This window comes from Pseudomonas mucoides, assembly GCF_015461845.1.
Lineage (GTDB): Bacteria > Pseudomonadota > Gammaproteobacteria > Pseudomonadales > Pseudomonadaceae > Aquipseudomonas > Aquipseudomonas mucoides.
On record NZ_JACOPW010000001.1, the window covers coordinates 1,667,151 to 1,682,171 of the forward strand.

The following is a 15,021-nucleotide window of genomic DNA, read 5'->3' on the forward strand; positions in this document are numbered from 1 at the left end:
GACAACAAGGCCCGGATTGTACCGGGCCTTGAGTAAAACATCAGCCTTGCGACTAACTCTCGATCAGACTTTCCCGCGCCTCGTACGCCAGGCGCACCGGGGCGAACGAGCGGCGGTGAATCGGCGTCGGGCCAAGGCGGGCCAGCGCTTCCAGATGAACGGGCGTCGGGTAGCCTTTGTGCCCGCCGATGCCGTAACCGGGGTAAATCAGTTCGAATGCCGCCATCTCGCGGTCGCGGCTGACCTTGGCCAGAATCGATGCCGCGGCAATGGCCGGAACCTTGCCGTCGCCCTGCACCACCGCTTCCGCGCGCATGGACAGTTTCGGGCAACGATTGCCGTCGATCATCGCCAGTTTCGGCTGGATGTGCAGCCCTTCGACCGCGCGCTGCATCGCCAGCATGGTGGCGTGCAGGATGTTCAGTTCGTCGATCTCTTCCACTTCGGCCCGAGCGATGCACCAGCTCAGGGCCTTTTCGCAGATTTCGTCGTAGAGCTTTTCGCGGCGGGCTTCGGTGAGCTTCTTCGAATCGTTGAGGCCGAGGATCGGCCGACTCGGATCAAGGATCACCGCAGCCGTCACCACGGCACCGCAGAGTGGACCGCGACCGACTTCGTCAACACCGGCAACCAATTCCTCGACTTCAGCGACCAAGGTGAAATCCAGCCCCATTTGCATGCTTGTTTTACTCATTGTACTTGGCCGATCAGCTTCAGCACTGCATCCGCAGCCTGGTTGGAGGCGTCCAGACGCAAGGTCCGGTGAATTTCGTCGAAGCCGCGAGTCTGTTCTTCACCACCCTCGATCAGTGGCGATAGCGTCTGAGCCAAGGCTTCGACCGTTGCATCGTCCTGCAGCAACTCGGGCACTAACAGACGCTGTGCCAGCAGGTTCGGCAAGGACACGTAAGGGCTTTTCACCATGCGTTTGAGAATCCAGAACGTCAGGGGCGCCAGTCGATACGCCACCACCATCGGCCGCTTGTACAGCAATGCTTCAAGGGTCGCCGTACCGGAAGCGATCAGAACCGCATCACAGGCGGCCAGCGCCAGATGGGATTTGCCATCGAGCAAGGTCAGCGGCAGATCGCGGCCGGCCAACAATTCTTCAAGCTGCGCACGGCGCTCCGGGTTGGCGCACGGCATGACGAAACGCACGCCAGGGCGCAGGGCTCGCAAACGCTGAGCGGTGTCAAGGAACAACGCACCAAGGCGCCCCACTTCGCCGCCGCGACTGCCGGGCATCAGCGCAACCAGCGGACCGTCCGGTAAATCAAGTTCGGCACGCGCCGCGGCCCGATCAGCCTCAAGCGGGATCGCATCGGCCAGGGAGTGCCCGACGAACCGCACCGGCACGCCCTTCTCTTCATAGAATTTTGCTTCGAACGGGAACAGCGTCAGCATCAGGTCGCAGCCTTCGCGAATCTTCAGCACACGCTTCTGCCGCCACGCCCATACCGACGGGCTGACGTAATGCACGGTCTTGATCCCGGCCTGACGCAGCTTGAGTTCGATATTGAGGTTGAAGTCCGGGGCATCGATACCGATGAACACGTCCGGTTTCTCGGCGATCAGGTCGGCGATCAGCTTCTTGCGCCGCGCCATCAGTTCGCGCAATCGGCCCAGCACTTCCACCAGGCCCATGACCGAAAGACGTTCCATCGGGAAATACGAGGTCAGGCCCTCGGCTTGCATCAACGGACCACCGACACCGATGAACTCCACCGCAGAATGCTGAGCCTTGAGTGCGCGCATGAGACCCGCGCCCAGAATGTCACCGGAAGCCTCACCCGCTACCAGCGCGATACGCAGATTAGCCATGATTAACGGGTGATGCCGCGAGTCGAAGACTGGATGGAATCACGGAACACCGCGACTTCCGGGAACTGATCCGAGGGCTCGGCCAGTTCGGTGAGTGCTTGCTCGACGGTCAGGCCCTGGCGGTAAACAACCTTGTAGGCACGACGCAGCGCGTGGATTGCGTCTTCGCTGAAACCACGACGACGCATGCCCTCGAAGTTCATGCTGCGCGCTTCGGCAGGGTTGCCAAACACGGTGACGTACGCTGGAACGTCCTTGCCAATGGCCGTGCCCATGCCGGAAAAGCTGTGGGCGCCAATGTGGCAATACTGATGAACCAGGGTAAAACCGGAGAGGATCGCCCAGTCTTCAACGTGCACATGGCCGGCCAACGCCGTGTTGTTGACCAGGATGCAGTGGTTGCCGATGACGCTGTCGTGACCGATGTGGGCATAGGCCATGATCAGGTTGTGATCGCCCAGGGTCGTTTCCGAACGGTCCTGAACGGTCCCGCGGTGAATCGTCACGCCTTCCCGGATGACGTTGTGGTCACCGATGACCAGACGGGTTTCTTCGCCTTTGTATTTCAGATCGGGCGTGTCCTCACCTACCGACGAAAACTGGTAGATGCGGTTGTGCTTACCGATTCGGGTCGGGCCTTTGAGAATCACGTGCGGCCCGATCACTGTTCCCTCGCCGATTTCCACACCTGCGCCGACGATCGACCACGGGCCGACCTCGACGTCGTCGGCCAGAATGGCCGTCGGATCGATGATTGCGCGAGGGTCAATCAAACTCATAGTTTGCGTTCCGCACAGATGATTTCAGCGGAGCAGACTGGCTTGCCGTCGACCGAAGCCTGGCATTCGAACTTCCAGATCTGACGCTTGCAGCTGATGAAGCGGGCCTCGAGGATCAACTGATCGCCTGGGGTGACAGGCTGGCGAAAACGCAGCTTGTCGGAGCCGACGAAGTAGTAGAGCGTGCCGTCGGCAGGCTTCACGTCGAGCATTTTGAAGCCAAGAATGCCGGCAGCCTGAGCCATCGCTTCGATGATCAGTACGCCCGGCATGATTGGATGCGCAGGGAAGTGACCATTGAAAAACGGTTCGTTGATGCTGACATTCTTGTAGGCGCGAATGCGCTTGCCTTCCACATCCAGATCCACGACCCGGTCCACCAGCAGGAACGGGTAACGGTGAGGCAGGTATTCGCGAATCTCGTTGATGTCCATCATTTCGGGGGGAAGCCTATGTAAAGATTGGGAGCGTGCGACTGACGCGCGCCCCTCTAGCAAATCAAGCAGGCAGTCTAACGGCTGTGCACACTTGATATGGAAATGGTATCAGCCATCTGATGAAGCATTACCGTCAGGGGTCACTTCCCCTACACGCTTTTCCAGCTGTCGCAGACGCCGCGCGATGTCATCGAGCTGACGGATGCGAGCCGCGCTTTTGCGCCATTCGGCTGCTGGCTGCATGGCCGTACCGGAAGAATAGGCGCCCTTTTCGGTAATCGAGTGGGTCACCATGGTCATCCCGGTGATGAAAACGTTGTCGCAAATTTCGATATGACCTACCAGCCCGACACCGCCAGCGAGCATGCAATGCTTGCCGATTTTGGTGCTGCCGGAGATCCCGACACAGGCGGCCATGGCGGTGTGATCACCGACCTGAACGTTGTGGGCGATCTGGATCTGGTTGTCGAGCTTCACGCCATTACCGAGAACGGTATCGGCCAATGCGCCGCGGTCGATAGCGGTATTCACGCCAATCTCCACATCATCGCCGACCAACACGCCACCGATCTGGGCGATTTTCTGCCAGACACCTTTCTCGTTGGCAAAGCCGAAGCCTTCGCCGCCGAGTACGGCACCTGACTGAATCACCACACGCTTACCGATGCGCACATCGTGGTACAGCGTGACCCGCGGGGCGAGCCAGCCACCTTCGCCAATTTCGCAACGGGCACCGATGAAGCAATGCGCGCCGATAGTCACGCCGGCAGCAATACGTGCCGCGCTTTCGATCACCGCAAAGGCACCAATACTCGCGGCCGGGTCAACCACCGCGTCCTCGGCCACAACGGCTGTCGGATGAATTCCGGCAGCCGCTTTCGGTTTTGGATCGAAGAGGTGGGAAATACGCGCGTAGGCCAGATACGGGTCAGGCACCACCAGCGCATTACCGGCAAAACCTTCGGCATCAGCGGCCTTCAGCAACAGCGCTGCGGCCCGGCTGTCTGCCAGGTATTTACGGTATTGAGGGTTTGCGAGAAAGCTCAACTGAGCTGGGCCAGCCTCTTGCAAAGTGGCTAGCCCAGTAATTGCTTTCTCCGGGTCGCCACGTAGCGTGGCGCCGAGGAACTCGGCCAATTGGCCAAGCTTTATAGTCGCAGTCATAGTTACTTCAGCTGATTCATGCGCTCGATAACCTGGCGAGTGATGTCGTACTGAGGTTTGACATCAATCACTGCGCCACGCTCGAAGACCAGGTCAAAAGCACCTTTCTTGATGACTTCTTCCACAGCACTGTCCAGTTTCGGCTTCAGCTGCTTCAGCATTTCACGGTCGGCAACGGCTTTGGCTTCATTCAGCTCCTTGGACTGGAACTGGAAGTCACGGGCCTTTTGCTTGAACTCGAGCTCAAGGCGTTCACGCTCGCCTTGCTGCATCTTGTCGCCACCAGCCATCAGACGGTCCTGAATGCCTTTGGCGCTGCTTTCCAGCGTCTTGAGCTTGCTCAGTTGCGGACCAAATTTCTTCTCGGCATCCACGGCGTATTTCTTGGCCGCGTCGGATTCCAGCAGTGCCATCTGATAGTTCAGAACGGCGATTTTCATGTCGGCAAAAGCCGGGCCTGCTACCAGTACGGTGGCGAGGAGAACCAATTGAGTCAACTTACGCACGATGCACCCCTACAAAATCCATTGTCATTATTTTGGGGCAGACGCTTAGAACGTCTGACCAAGAGAGAATTGGAACACTTGAGTTTCAGCGTTATCCGGTTCTTTTACTGGCATTGCCAGCGCGAAACTCAGCGGACCCAGCGCAGTGACCCATGTCACACCTACACCGACGGAACTGGCCATGTTGCTGAGGCTGATGTCGTTGCACTGCGTATTGGACTTCGACGCAGGATTAGTGTTGGTCGTCTGCTCGCACTTGGAGTCGAACACGTTACCCACATCCCAGAATACCGAGGTACGCAGGGAACGTTGATCCTTGACGAACGGCAGCGGGAACAGAATCTCCGCACCACCTTGAATCAGGACGTTACCACCGAATGGCAGTGGATCCTGATCCGGGTCAGCCAGCGTGCCCGGGTTACCGGTAGATCCTTGACCACGGCTCGGCGTACTGCGCGGGCCCAATGTACTGTCCTTGAAGCCACGAACCGAGTTGAAACCACCAGCATAGTAGTTTTCATAGAATGGCAAGCCATCGGTCGAACCGTAACCATCGCCATAACCCAATTCAGTGTGCAGGCGCATGGTGTAGTTCTCAGACAATGGCTGGAACAACTGGCCACGGTAATCGAGCTTGAAGAACGACAGGTCGCTACCTGGTGTAGTGACTTCCGCCGTCAGGCTTTGAGAATGACCACGGGTCGCCAATACGCCTTTGTTCAGGGTGGACTCGGACCAGCCGGCCGACGCCTTGAAGTTCAGGTACTGATCGCCTTCACGGTTAACAAAGTCGAAGATTTCGTCGACGGTGTATTGACCGGTCTTGATCTTGTCTTGCTGTGCCGTCAGGCCGAAGGTCAGACGCGACGTCTCGCTGATCGGGTAACCGACGCTCACGCCAGCACCCAGGCTGTCTACGGCATAGCTGGCTACGTCGACGTCGAGGTCTTTGTAGTCGGTGGTGCGATAGAAAGCGTTGTAGCCCAGGCTCACACCGTCTGCAGTCCAGTACGGGTCGACATAACCGAAGTTATAGCGGCTCTGGTATTCGCTTTTGGTCAAGCCGATGCTGACCTTGTTACCGGTACCCAGGAAGTTGTTCTGGGTGATCGAGCCACCGAGGATCAGGCCGGCACTTTGCGCGAAACCGATACTCGCAGTGATCGAACCGGAAGCTTGTTCTTCAACGCTGTAGTTCACGTCAACCTGGTCATCGACGCCCGGTACAGCCGGGGTTTCGACGTTCACTTCTTTAAAGAAGCCCAGACGCTCAAGACGGGTCTTGGATTGATCGATCAGGTAGGTCGAAGCCCAGCCACCTTCCATCTGACGCATTTCACGGCGCAGCACTTCGTCTTCGGACTTGGTGTTGCCACGGAAGTTGATGCGGTTAACGTAGGCACGCTTGCCCGGATCGACAGCGAAGGTGATGTCGACAGTGTGGTCTTCATCGTGAGGCTGAGGCACGCCGCTGACGTTGGCGAAGGTGTAACCCTCGTTACCGAGGCGGCGAGTGATCAGTTCCGAGGTGGTGGTCATCAGCTTGCGCGAGAACACCTGGCCTTTCTGAACCAGTAGCAGGGACTTGACCTGATCTTCAGGGACTTTCAGGTCACCGCTCAGCTTGACGTCACGAACGGTGTACTTCTCGCCTTCGTTGACGTTGACAGTGATATAGACGTGTTTCTTGTCCGGGGTAATCGATACCTGGGTCGAAGCGATATCCATATTGATATAGCCACGGTCCAGGTAGTAGGAGCGCAGACGCTCCAGGTCACCGGAGAGTTTTTCACGGGCGTACTTGTCGTCGTTCTTGAAGAAGGACAACCAGTTGGTGGTCTTCAGTTCGAACAGGTCGATCAGGTCTTCGTCAGGGAAGACCGTGTTACCCACCACGTTGATGTGCTGGATAGCCGCGACGGTGCCTTCGTTGATGTTGACCTTCAAGCCGACGCGGTTACGTGGCTGCGGTACCACTTCGGTGTCGACGGTGGCCGAGTAGCGACCCTGAGCGACGTATTGACGCTGCAGTTCGTTACGCACACCTTCGAGCGTGGCACGCTGGAAGATCTCGCCTTCGGCCAGACCGGATTGTTTGAGGCCCTTCATCAGGTCTTCAGTGGAGATCGCCTTGTTACCCTCGATCTCGATACTCGCGACCGATGGGCGCTCGACTACCGTGATGACCAGGACGTTGCCATCGCGGCCCAGCTGGATATCTTGAAAGAACCCGGTTTTGAACAAAGCACGAGTGGATTCCACCAGGCGACGATCGTCCGCCTGTTCGCCGACGTTTAACGGCAAAGCACCAAAGACGCTACCCGCGGAGACCCGCTGGAGGCCATTGACGCGAATATCAGAGATAGTGAAGGACTCGGCGTGAACTTCGGCGATCATCAATACGGTGAGAACCGCAGTTAGCAGCAGACGTTTCATGAAGTCCTTTCTTATTCCAACTGGCAATAAACAAACTGCCGCAAAATGCGGCAGATTCGCAATTCAGCGAAGTGTTACAGACGGCCCAAATCATTGACCAGAGCAAGCAACATCACCCCGACCACCAAACTGATACCGATCTGCATCCCCCAACCCTGCACCCGATCCGACAAGGGACGACCACGCGCCCACTCGATCAGATAAAACAACAAATGCCCCCCATCCAGTACAGGAATAGGCAACAAATTCAGAACTCCCAGGCTAATACTCAGATAAGCAAGGAAATTCAGGAAATCAGCAACGCCCGACTGGGCAGAAGCGCCCGCCACTTTAGCAATGGTTATCGGTCCACTCAAGTTTTTTACCGAGAGCTCACCGAACAACATTTTCTTGAGCGAATCGAGGGTCAGTACACTCATGGTCCAGGTGCGTCGAGCACCCTCTCCAATCGCGGCCACAGGACCGTAACTGACTTCGCGAATCATCTCTGGTGGCCAATCGACCGCTTTCACCCCGGCCCCCATGTAACCGGTAGGCGCCTTGCTCTCGCCGCGAGCGGCCAGCGTCACAGGGACATCGATTTGAGCACCATCGCGCTCGACGCGCAGCATGATTTTGGTATCCGGATGCATACGGACGGTGTCGACCACTTGTTGCCAGTCGTCCAGCGCCTTGCCATCCAGAGCCAGCAAGCGATCGCCGGTCTTCAGGCCAGCAGCCTGCGCCGGCCCTTTAGGGTCAAGTTCGGCCAACACGGGCGGCAACGCCGGACGCCAAGGACGGATACCCAGTGAACGGATCGGATCCGGTTCGTCAGCACCCTTGAGCCACTTATCCAGCATCAGCTCGCTAGGAGTGTCCGCAGTGGAACCCTGCTCACGCACCAACAATTGAAGTGAACCGCTCTCGCCAAGACGGCGAACCAGTTGCAGATTCACCGAAGCCCAGCCGGTCGTTGGCTCGCCATCGATGGCAACTATTTCCTGACCCGCAGTCAAACCGGCCTTGGCGGCAATACTGCCGGATTCGACCGCACCGATAACCGGCCGTACCTGCTCGCTGCCGAGCATTGCCAAGACCCAGAAAAAAACCATGGCCAGCAGAAAGTTGGCAATCGGGCCGGCAGCCACGATTGCGATACGCTGGCCGACAGATTTGCGATTGAAAGAATGTTCGAGCTGATCGGCCGGCACTTCGCCTTCACGCTCATCGAGCATTTTCACGTAGCCGCCCAACGGGATGGCAGCCACTACGAACTCAGTGCCTTTCTTGTCGTGCCAGCGCAGCAACGGCATGCCGAAGCCTACGGAGAAACGCAGCACTTTGACCCCACAGCGACGTGCGACCCAGAAATGGCCGAATTCGTGGAAGGTAACCAGCACACCCAAAGCCACCAGGGTGCCGACAATCATATAGAGCGCGCTCATCTATTTTCTCCGCAATCCTATCCGGTGCTGCATGGACCAACGTATTGCAGCACTTACCGCCCGTGACGACTCAACCATTGCCCGGCCAGTACTCGCGCTTTCGCGTCAGCCGTGAACACGGCCTCGAGATCATCCACCGCCACTACAGGCTCGAGGTTCAACACTTCCTCGATGATACTCGCGATTTCCGGGTAGCGAACCCGCCCGTCGAGAAACGCCGCCACAGCCACTTCATTCGCCGCATTCAGCATCGCCGGTGCGCTATTACCAGCCTCGGCAGCCTGACGCGCCAGGCGCAGGCAAGGGAAACGCTCTTCATCGGGCGCATGGAAGTCCAGACGCGCAATGGCAAACAGGTCCAGCGGCGCCACACCCGAGTCGATACGCTCCGGCCAGGCCAGGGCATTGGCGATCGGTGTTCGCATGTCCGGATTACCCAACTGCGCGAGCACCGAACCATCGACGTAGTCGACCAGAGAATGAATCACGCTCTGAGGGTGAATCACCACTTCGACCTGGGACGGTTTGGCATCGAACAGCCAGCAGGCCTCGATCAGCTCGAGCCCTTTGTTCATCATGCTGGCCGAATCGACCGAAATCTTGCGCCCCATGGACCAGTTTGGATGAGCGCACGCCTGGTCGGGGGTAACATGCGTCAGTTCAGACAAAGGTGTCTGTCGGAACGGACCGCCAGAGGCCGTCAGAAGAATCCGACGCACGCCAACCACACCCAGCCCACGGGCGAAATCCTGCGGCATGCACTGGAAAATCGCGTTGTGTTCACTGTCGATCGGCAGCAGCACCGAGCCGCTTTTGCGCACGGCCTGCATGAAAAGGGCGCCGGACATGACCAGCGCCTCCTTGTTCGCCAGCAGAATCTTTTTGCCCGCCTCGACCGCCGCCAGGGTCGGACGCAAGCCCGCCGCGCCAACGATGGCCGCCATGACGGCATCGACTTCAGGATCGGAAGCAACCTGACACAGCCCCTCCTCCCCTACCAGCACACGGGTCGACAGGCCGGCCGCGCGCAAATCGTCCTGCAGGGTTCGGGCAGCATCGGCTTGCGGCACGACCGCAAACCGCGGCGTATGACGCACACACAGGGCCAACAGCTCACTCAAGCGAGTGAACCCGCTCAAGGCGAACACCTGATAACGCGCAGGATGACGAGCAATCACGTCGAGGGTGCTCAGACCAATCGAACCGGTCGCCCCCAGCACAGTAATCTGTTGAGGGCGGCTCACGGTGCAGCCATCCACAACAGCACGGCAAATACCGGGATCGCAGCCGTCAGGCTGTCGATTCGATCAAGCACACCACCATGCCCCGGCAGCAGGTTACTGCTGTCCTTGATGCCTGATTGACGCTTGAACATGCTTTCGGTGAGGTCACCCACCACGGAAATGAAGACAATCACTGCCGCGCCGATCAACCCCATCAGCATCTGGGCGAAACTCCAGTCGCGCACCAGGCCGACGATTGCGGTGATGACCAGGCTCAGCACCAGGCCTCCGTAAACGCCTTCCCAGCTCTTGCCGGGGCTGACCTGTGGCGCCAGTTTACGCTTGCCGAAGGCACGACCGGAAAAGTACGCGCCGATATCGGCACCCCAGACCAGCACCATCACCGCCATGATCAACCAATTCCCCAAGGGCTCCTGTTTGATCTGGACCAGACCTTGCCAGGCCGGCAACAGAATCAGCAAACCAATCATCAGCTTGCAGGCGGCACTGGCCCAATGTTCGCTGGAACGCGGATAGGTCAGCACCAGATACGTCGCCACCGCCCACCAGAGCACCGAAGCGCCCAGTACCCAGGGCGCAAGCCCCGGCAGGATGTGCATGACAAACAGCATCAACGCGACCACTGCAGCATAGGCAATGCGAATCGGCTGGGCGGTAAAACCGGCCAGCCGCGCCCATTCCCAGGCACCAAGCGTCACGACCAGCCCGATGAACAGCGCAAAACCGGACCCTTCGAGCAGGAAAAACCCGCACAAAGCGATCGGTAGCAGGATCAGTGCGGTGATGATTCGTTGTTTAAGCATTAAACCCGGGCTCCAGCCTCGACCTGCTCGCTCGTTTTACCGAAGCGGCGCTGGCGAGAAGCGAAATCGGCCAGCGCACTTCGCATGGCATCGTGTTTGAAGTCCGGCCAGAACAGGTCGGAGAAGTACAACTCGGCATAAGCCAGCTGCCACAGCAGGAAGTTGCTGATGCGGTGTTCGCCACCTGTACGGATGCACAAATCTGGCAACGGCAGATCGCCCGTGGCCAGACAGGTTTGCAGCAATTCCGGAGTGATGTCTTCCGGGCGCAGATGCCCGGCCTGAACTTCCCGCGCCAAACGCTGAGCGGCTTGCGCAATGTCCCACTGACCGCCGTAGTTGGCGGCGATCTGCAGGACAAAACGGTTGGCACCGACGGTCATCGCTTCGGCTTCACGCATGGCAGCTTGAAGCTCGGGGTGAAAGCGCGAGCGATCACCGATGATGCGCAGACTGATGTTATTGTCATTGAGGCGCTTGGCCTCGCGACGCAATGCCTTGAAGAACAGATCCATCAAGGCACTGACTTCATCTGCAGGGCGCTGCCAGTTTTCACTGGAGAAAGCGAACAGGGTCAGCACCTCGACCTTGGCCTCGGCGCACACCTCGATTACCGCACGAACCGCATCCACGCCCGCTTTATGCCCGGCGACACCCGGCATAAAGCGCTTCTTCGCCCAGCGATTATTACCATCCATGATGATCGCGACATGGCGCGGCACCGCGGACGGCGCAGTCTGCTTGGTCTTATCCATGAAAACGCGACCCTTATACGGCCATCAGGTCGGCTTCTTTCTGCTTGGTGGCCGCATCGATGTCAGCCTCAGCCTTGTCGGTCAGCTTCTGGATATCGGCAGCGGCACGACGTTCTTCGTCTTCGCTGATTTCCTTGTCCTTGACCAGCTTCTTAAGGTCACCCAAGGCATCGCGACGAATGTTGCGCACGGCAACACGAGCATCTTCAGCGGCACTGCGCGCCTGTTTGGTGAAGCCCTTGCGGGTTTCTTCAGTCAGGGCAGGCATGGAGATCAGCAGCAACTCGCCCAGGTTGGTCGGGTTGAGGTTCAGGCCAGCACTCTGGATCGCCTTGTCGACGGCCGCGAGCATGTTGCGCTCAAACGCGACGACCTGCAGGGTGCGGGAGTCTTTTACCGTGATGTTGGCCACTTGGGTAATGGACGTGTCTGTGCCGTAGTACGGCACCATCACGCTACCCAGGATGCTTGGGTGAGCCTTGCCGGTACGAATCTGACCAAATGCATGGTTCAGAGAGTCCAGGGATTTCTGCATGCGCTCTTGAGCGTCTTTCTTGATTTCATTGATCATTGTTGGCCTTCCTCGATCAGGGTCCCTTCAGCGCCACCATGCACGATATTCAGCAGGGCGCCGGGCTTGTTCATGTTAAAGACGCGCAATGGCATCTTGTGGTCGCGGCACAGGCAAATGGCCGTCAGATCCATCACGCCCAGCTTGCGATCCAGCACTTCATCGTAAGTCAGATGATCGAACTTCTCGGCATGCGGGTCTTTGAATGGGTCAGCGGTGTAGACGCCATCGACCTTGGTCGCCTTGAGCACGACATCGGCATCGATTTCGATTGCACGCAAGCAGGCCGCCGAGTCCGTGGTGAAGAATGGATTACCGGTACCCGCCGCGAAAATCACGACTTCCTTGGCGTTCAGGTGGCGCATGGCTTTGCGGCGATCATAGTGATCGGTCACGCCCACCATGGAAATGGCCGACATCACGATGGCCGAGATATTGGCACGTTCCAGCGCATCGCGCATGGCCAGGGCGTTCATCACAGTGGCCAGCATGCCCATGTGGTCGCCCGTCACCCGATCCATGCCGGCCGCGCTCAGCGCTGCACCGCGGAACAGGTTGCCACCACCGATCACCAGACCGACCTGAACGCCGATACCGACCAGCTGGCCGACTTCCAGCGCCATGCGATCCAGAACTTTCGGATCGATCCCGAACTCTTCCGAGCCCATCAGGGCCTCGCCGCTAAGCTTGAGTAGAATGCGTTTATAGCGAGCCTGATAACCACTGCCCTGCTGAGCCATTGCGAATCTCTCCTGCGGCGTATTTTAAAAAATTCTTTGCGAGCTGTTTACAGCTGCGTTCACTCTAGCTTGGCGCTGCTTCAGCGCCATCGGAACATGGCTTTGTAAGCCAGTTCCAACGGGAAACCAATTAAAAATTGGCGGCCCATCTGAAAAGAGGCTGCGCGCGTAAGCGGGCAGCCTCTTCAGGGCGACAGTTTAAAAAACCGTCTTACGACTTGGCAGCAGCCAGCTGGGCAGCAACTTCTTCAGCGAAGTTGTCGACTGGCTTCTCGATGCCTTCGCCTACTTTGAAGTAGGTGAAAGAAACGATTTCAGCACCGGCTTTCTTGGCCAGTTCGCCAACCTTGATTTCAGGGTTCTTGACGAACGCCTGCTCAACCAGGCTTGCTTCAGCCAGGAACTTGCTGATACGGCCTTTGACCATATTTTCAACAATGTTTTCTGGCTTGCCTTTGATTTTTTCTTCGTTCAGCTGCAGGAACACAGCTTTTTCACGCTCGATTGCTTCGGCAGAAACTTCCGAAGGCAGCAGGAACTCTGGGTTGCTGGCCGCTACGTGCATAGCGATGTCTTTGGCCAGTTCAACGTTGCCGCCTTTCAGGACAACTGCAACACCGATCTTGTTGCCGTGCAGGTAACCACCAACAACATCACCTTCAACGCGTACCAGGCGACGGATGTTGACGTTTTCGCCAACCTTGCCAACCAGTACCAGGCGATCAGCCTCTTGAGCGGCGATCAGCGGAGCGACGTCGGTCAGTTTGTCAGCGAACGCTTTTTCAACGCTAGCAGCAACAAATGCCTTGAAGTCGTCCTGCAGGGCCAGGAAGTCAGTCTGCGAGTTCACTTCCAGCAGAACAGCAGATTTGCCGTCTTCTTTCAGAGCGATAGCGCCTTCTGCAGCCACGTTGCCTGCTTTCTTGGCAGCCTTGATTGCGCCGGAAGCACGCATGTCATCAATGGCTTTTTCGATGTCGCCGTCAGCCTTTTCCAGGGCTTTCTTGCAATCCATCATGCCTTCGCCGGTACGCTCACGCAGTTCTTTAACCAACGCTGCAGTAATTGCTGCCATTTTCAAAATCCTCTTGGATAGGTTTTCAACCATTCCACCCGATCGAACGGGCGATCAATTCTTCCCGAACCACCGTTGTAAGCCGCTGCACGTTACAGCTCTGCAAGTGCGGGGCCGACAAACGGTTTTCGAGGTGGCAAAAAGGGGGCCAAGCCCCCTTTTTGCTTACTGAGTCAACGCCAAGGCGTCAATTACTCAGCTGCTGCTACCGGAGCTTCTTCAACGAACTGCTCGGTGCCGCCAGCAACGTGGTTGCGACCGCGGATCACAGCGTCAGCCATCGAACCCATGTACAGCTGGATAGCGCGGATTGCGTCATCGTTGCCTGGGATGATGTAGTCAACGCCTTCCGGGCTGCTGTTGGTATCGACTACGCCGATAACCGGGATGCCCAGCTTGTTGGCTTCGGTGATCGCGATGCGCTCGTGATCAACGTCGATAACGAACAGAGCGTCTGGCAGACCGCCCATGTCCTTGATACCACCCAGGGAACGATCGAGCTTTTCCAGGTCGCGAGTGCGCATCAGCGCCTCTTTCTTGGTCAGCTTGGCGAAAGTACCGTCTTCGGCTTGCACTTCAAGGTCACGCAGACGCTTGATGGAAGCACGGATGGTTTTGAAGTTGGTCAGCATGCCGCCCAACCAGCGGTGATCGACGTACGGCGAACCGCAACGTGCTGCTTCTTCAGCAACGATCTTGCCAGCGGAACGCTTGGTGCCGACGAACAGAATCTTGTTTTTGCCCTGGGCCAGACGCTCTACGAAAGTCAGAGCTTCGTTGAACATTGGCAGGGTTTTTTCAAGGTTGATGATGTGAATCTTGTTACGCGCGCCGAAAATGTACTTACCCATTTTCGGGTTCCAGTAACGGGTTTGGTGACCGAAGTGCACACCGGCCTTCAGCATATCGCGCATGTTGACTTGGGACATGATAGTTCCTTAATAAGTCGGGTTTGGCCTCCACGTATCCCAATGACCAACCAGCAGCATCAGCTGAAGGCACCCAGGTCATCGTGTCGACACGTGTGTGGATTTAAGCCTTTCGGGGTATCCCCGGAAAGCGGCGCATTTTATACCACAAGGCTGAAAAAAACGGAACCCGGATTCTCAAATCCTGATGCGCACCCTTAATAGACCCGTGGAATCGTTCAAGAATGCGCCTATCTATAGAGAGATGCGACGCACGAAGGCTCAGATTTGCACTGATCGTCTGATAGAATCAGGTTTTTCAGGGCCGCGAAGATCGATCGCACACCGCCCATTT

Annotated in this window: 15 protein-coding genes; all 15 read right to left on the reverse strand. The window is 57.6% G+C overall.

Features of this window, described 5'->3' with window-relative positions; all coding sequences use genetic code 11:
- Positions 1–52: 52 nt before the first annotated feature.
- Entirely contained in the window at positions 53–679 is a 627-nt protein-coding gene (gene rnhB / locus H8F22_RS07850) for a ribonuclease HII (RefSeq protein WP_027924982.1), read from the reverse strand.
- Positions 680–690: 11 nt separating this feature from the next.
- Positions 691–1,821, reverse strand: coding sequence for a lipid-A-disaccharide synthase (gene lpxB / locus H8F22_RS07855; protein WP_027924981.1), 1,131 nt, complete (start codon positions 1,819–1,821; stop codon positions 691–693).
- A gap of 2 nt (positions 1,822–1,823) precedes the next feature.
- Complete coding sequence (lpxA, locus tag H8F22_RS07860; protein WP_027924980.1) at positions 1,824–2,600, reverse strand: acyl-ACP--UDP-N-acetylglucosamine O-acyltransferase; 777 nt, start codon at positions 2,598–2,600, stop codon at positions 1,824–1,826.
- Complete coding sequence (gene fabZ / locus H8F22_RS07865; RefSeq protein ID WP_008154051.1) at positions 2,597–3,037, reverse strand: 3-hydroxyacyl-ACP dehydratase FabZ; 441 nt, start codon at positions 3,035–3,037, stop codon at positions 2,597–2,599. The genes lpxA and fabZ overlap by 4 nt, the downstream gene beginning before the upstream one ends.
- 108 nt (positions 3,038–3,145) lie before the next feature.
- Positions 3,146–4,201 (reverse strand): UDP-3-O-(3-hydroxymyristoyl)glucosamine N-acyltransferase, encoded by a 1,056-nt coding sequence (gene lpxD / locus H8F22_RS07870; RefSeq protein ID WP_027924979.1) that lies wholly within the window; start codon positions 4,199–4,201, stop codon positions 3,146–3,148.
- Between the two features lie 2 nt (positions 4,202–4,203).
- The gene (locus H8F22_RS07875; protein ID WP_010462812.1) at positions 4,204–4,707 is read right to left on the reverse strand and encodes an OmpH family outer membrane protein; all 504 of its coding nucleotides are present in this window, start codon (positions 4,705–4,707) and stop codon (positions 4,204–4,206) included.
- A 45-nt stretch (positions 4,708–4,752) separates the two neighbouring features.
- A complete protein-coding gene (bamA, locus tag H8F22_RS07880; RefSeq protein ID WP_027924978.1) occupies positions 4,753–7,143 on the reverse strand; it encodes an outer membrane protein assembly factor BamA in 2,391 nt (796 codons plus the stop codon).
- A gap of 74 nt (positions 7,144–7,217) precedes the next feature.
- Positions 7,218–8,570, reverse strand: coding sequence for a sigma E protease regulator RseP (rseP, locus tag H8F22_RS07885; protein ID WP_194939928.1), 1,353 nt, complete (start codon positions 8,568–8,570; stop codon positions 7,218–7,220).
- Positions 8,571–8,623: 53 nt separating this feature from the next.
- A complete protein-coding gene (ispC, locus tag H8F22_RS07890; protein ID WP_027924976.1) occupies positions 8,624–9,814 on the reverse strand; it encodes a 1-deoxy-D-xylulose-5-phosphate reductoisomerase in 1,191 nt (396 codons plus the stop codon).
- Positions 9,811–10,617, reverse strand: coding sequence for a phosphatidate cytidylyltransferase (locus tag H8F22_RS07895; protein ID WP_027924975.1), 807 nt, complete (start codon positions 10,615–10,617; stop codon positions 9,811–9,813). Before H8F22_RS07895 ends, ispC begins: the two co-directional genes overlap by 4 nt.
- The gene (gene uppS, locus H8F22_RS07900) at positions 10,617–11,372 is read right to left on the reverse strand and encodes a polyprenyl diphosphate synthase (RefSeq protein WP_027924974.1); all 756 of its coding nucleotides are present in this window, start codon (positions 11,370–11,372) and stop codon (positions 10,617–10,619) included. Before uppS ends, H8F22_RS07895 begins: the two co-directional genes overlap by 1 nt.
- A 13-nt stretch (positions 11,373–11,385) precedes the next feature.
- Positions 11,386–11,943 (reverse strand): ribosome recycling factor, encoded by a 558-nt coding sequence (frr, locus tag H8F22_RS07905; RefSeq protein WP_007949335.1) that lies wholly within the window; start codon positions 11,941–11,943, stop codon positions 11,386–11,388.
- Positions 11,940–12,683 (reverse strand): UMP kinase, encoded by a 744-nt coding sequence (gene pyrH / locus H8F22_RS07910; protein WP_003172271.1) that lies wholly within the window; start codon positions 12,681–12,683, stop codon positions 11,940–11,942. The genes frr and pyrH overlap by 4 nt, the downstream gene beginning before the upstream one ends.
- A 211-nt stretch (positions 12,684–12,894) precedes the next feature.
- A complete protein-coding gene (tsf, locus tag H8F22_RS07915) occupies positions 12,895–13,758 on the reverse strand; it encodes a translation elongation factor Ts (protein WP_007949329.1) in 864 nt (287 codons plus the stop codon).
- Positions 13,759–13,949: 191 nt separating this feature from the next.
- On the reverse strand, positions 13,950–14,687 hold the full coding sequence (rpsB, locus tag H8F22_RS07920; protein WP_003219330.1) for a 30S ribosomal protein S2: 738 nt from the start codon (positions 14,685–14,687) through the stop codon (positions 13,950–13,952).
- Positions 14,688–15,021: the final 334 nt, after the last annotated feature.

Excerpts from the sequence above, each read along its gene's own strand:
- lpxB (WP_027924981.1), bottom strand. The coding sequence starts at position 1,821 with ATGGCTAATCTGCGTATCGCGCTGGTAGCGGGTGAGGCTTCCGGTGAC.
- H8F22_RS07895 (WP_027924975.1), bottom strand. The coding sequence starts at position 10,617 with ATGCTTAAACAACGAATCATCACCGCACTGATCCTGCTACCGATCGCT.
- fabZ (WP_008154051.1), bottom strand. The coding sequence starts at position 3,037 with ATGATGGACATCAACGAGATTCGCGAATACCTGCCTCACCGTTACCCG.
- bamA (WP_027924978.1), bottom strand. The coding sequence starts at position 7,143 with ATGAAACGTCTGCTGCTAACTGCGGTTCTCACCGTATTGATGATCGCC.
- uppS (WP_027924974.1), bottom strand. The coding sequence starts at position 11,372 with ATGGATAAGACCAAGCAGACTGCGCCGTCCGCGGTGCCGCGCCATGTC.
- rpsB (WP_003219330.1), bottom strand. The coding sequence starts at position 14,687 with ATGTCCCAAGTCAACATGCGCGATATGCTGAAGGCCGGTGTGCACTTC.
- lpxA (WP_027924980.1), bottom strand. The coding sequence starts at position 2,600 with ATGAGTTTGATTGACCCTCGCGCAATCATCGATCCGACGGCCATTCTG.
- lpxD (WP_027924979.1), bottom strand. The coding sequence starts at position 4,201 with ATGACTGCGACTATAAAGCTTGGCCAATTGGCCGAGTTCCTCGGCGCC.
- rnhB (WP_027924982.1), bottom strand. The coding sequence starts at position 679 with ATGCAAATGGGGCTGGATTTCACCTTGGTCGCTGAAGTCGAGGAATTG.
- rseP (WP_194939928.1), bottom strand. The coding sequence starts at position 8,570 with ATGAGCGCGCTCTATATGATTGTCGGCACCCTGGTGGCTTTGGGTGTG.
- tsf (WP_007949329.1), bottom strand. The coding sequence starts at position 13,758 with ATGGCAGCAATTACTGCAGCGTTGGTTAAAGAACTGCGTGAGCGTACC.
- frr (WP_007949335.1), bottom strand. The coding sequence starts at position 11,943 with ATGATCAATGAAATCAAGAAAGACGCTCAAGAGCGCATGCAGAAATCC.
- pyrH (WP_003172271.1), bottom strand. The coding sequence starts at position 12,683 with ATGGCTCAGCAGGGCAGTGGTTATCAGGCTCGCTATAAACGCATTCTA.